This window comes from Liquorilactobacillus uvarum DSM 19971 (assembly GCF_001434935.1).
GTDB lineage: Bacteria > Bacillota > Bacilli > Lactobacillales > Lactobacillaceae > Liquorilactobacillus > Liquorilactobacillus uvarum.
Map to the genome: position 1 here is coordinate 1 of NZ_AZEG01000087.1, position 1,761 is coordinate 1,761.

The 1,761-nt window shown below is 37.3% G+C and carries 3 protein-coding genes; 1 reads left to right on the plus strand and 2 read right to left on the minus strand.

Annotation, left to right across the window (positions count from 1 at the left end; genetic code table 11):
- Window positions 1-349 (plus strand): lytic transglycosylase (locus tag FD20_RS12465; RefSeq protein ID WP_157060939.1); only part of this gene is annotated, 349 nt, incomplete at its 5' end.
- A 174-nt stretch (window positions 350-523) separates the two neighbouring features.
- Here the strand turns inward: FD20_RS12465 and FD20_RS12470 are convergent.
- Together FD20_RS12470 and FD20_RS12475 are read right to left on the minus strand one after the other, a co-directional pair.
- Window positions 524-925 (minus strand): MerR family transcriptional regulator, encoded by a 402-nt coding sequence (locus FD20_RS12470; RefSeq protein ID WP_057738914.1) that lies wholly within the window; start codon window positions 923-925, stop codon window positions 524-526.
- Window positions 926-1,064: 139 nt separating this feature from the next.
- A complete protein-coding gene (locus FD20_RS12475) occupies window positions 1,065-1,760 on the minus strand; it encodes an SDR family oxidoreductase (RefSeq protein WP_057738916.1) in 696 nt (231 codons plus the stop codon).
- Window position 1,761: the final 1 nt, after the last annotated feature.

The following is a 1,761-nucleotide window of genomic DNA, read 5'->3' on the forward strand; positions in this document are numbered from 1 at the left end:
AACAAGCAGCAGTGGCACTTATTCTGTTAAGTCTGGTGATACACTTAGTTCGATCGCTAGAACATATAATACAACTGTTAGTGCCTTGGCCTCATCAAACAATATTAGCGACACTGATTATCTTTATGTAGGTCAGAAGCTCATATTCTCTGGTTCGAACAGCAGCTCTAGCACAAGCAGTTCAAAAAGTTCCACTTCAACAAGCAGTAAAGGTTCATATACCGTTAAGTCTGGTGATACATTAAGTTCGATTGCCAGAACATATAGAACAACTGTCAGCAAGCTGATTTCGGCAAATGAGATCAGCAATGAAAATTATCTTTACGTGGGCCAAAAAATAACAATTTAATGTAATCAATCAAATTTAAAAATATGTTCAAAGTTATTCTGCTTGGAATAATGAAGAATAACAAAAACTGGGTCAGTCGGGGTATTTCCTCAAACTGACCCAGTTTTTTGTTTTAATTTTGTGTTATGTGGATCAATGTCTTTTGATAGCAAAACTTCTCGCCTAGCCAAAAAATTACTGACTTTTATGTTCCTTCTCCAATTTTTTTAAATCTGCTTCAGACTTAGCCATATGTTCCTCATAATGTTCCAATTTCCATTTTAGATGATCGATGGCCGCTTGCATGTCATCTCTGCGTTCTACCATTGCCTCTAGCTGCTCTTTCAACAACGATTTTTGGGCTGCTATGCTACCCTCAGCAGAATCAACTAAATTCATATATTTTAAAAGATTCTCAATAGACATCCCTGCCGAGCGCATCTGTTTAACAAAATTAATTCTGCCGATAATACGTTTATCAATATTCCTTATTCCAGAAGATGTTCTGTCAATACGTGGAATCAATCCAATTTTTTCATAATATCTAATAGTATCTGAACTTACTCCAGTTAATTCGCTGGCATTTTTGATATTCATCATTACTCCCCTCCTTCTAAAATTTTGTTTTAGTATATTAAACGTCCCTATACGATTCATCACATATTAACTTACACCCAGTTAACATTTAGACTATCTCTTCTGCAACGGAAAATCCATAAAAAATTTTCTCCACTTTTTATTTTTGATTTGTTGGTCTCATTACAATTTCATTTATATCAGAGTCTTCTGGTAAATCAACAGCTAATGAAATTGCTTGTGCTACGCGTTCTGAAGGCATGGATACATTGGCATAAAAATTTTTCATTGCCTTTTTAGTATCTAGGTCAGTTACATGATCAACTAATTCAGTTGATACAGCACCTGGTGAAACAACAGTCACTCGGACATGGCTCTTTGCAACAACTTCTTCCTGACGTAAGGCTTCACTGATCATCCAAACACCAGCTTTAGTTGCACTATACACACCACCACCAGAATGAACTGCATGTGCTGCAACGGAAGCTATATTGATAAACTGGCCTGATCGTTGTTTGCGCATCTGTGGAAGAGCCGCATTTATTCCGTATAAGACTCCGCGTAAGTTGATATCAATCATCCGATTCCAATCTTCAACTCGCCCTTTAATAAATTCAGAATGTGGCATTAATCCCGCATTATTCATCCAAACATCCAACCGGCCATAGGTGTCGATAGCTTTTTGGGCTAAAGCTTTAACCTGTTCAAGTTCACTGACATCAGTTGCCAAGTAAGTTAATTGTCCCCCTGATTGTTCAATATTCTGAACAATTTTTTGCAAGCGTTCTTCCCGACGTGCTCCAAGGACTACTTTATTTCCCTTTGAAGCTAACAACTTAGCCGTTGCTTCGCCGATT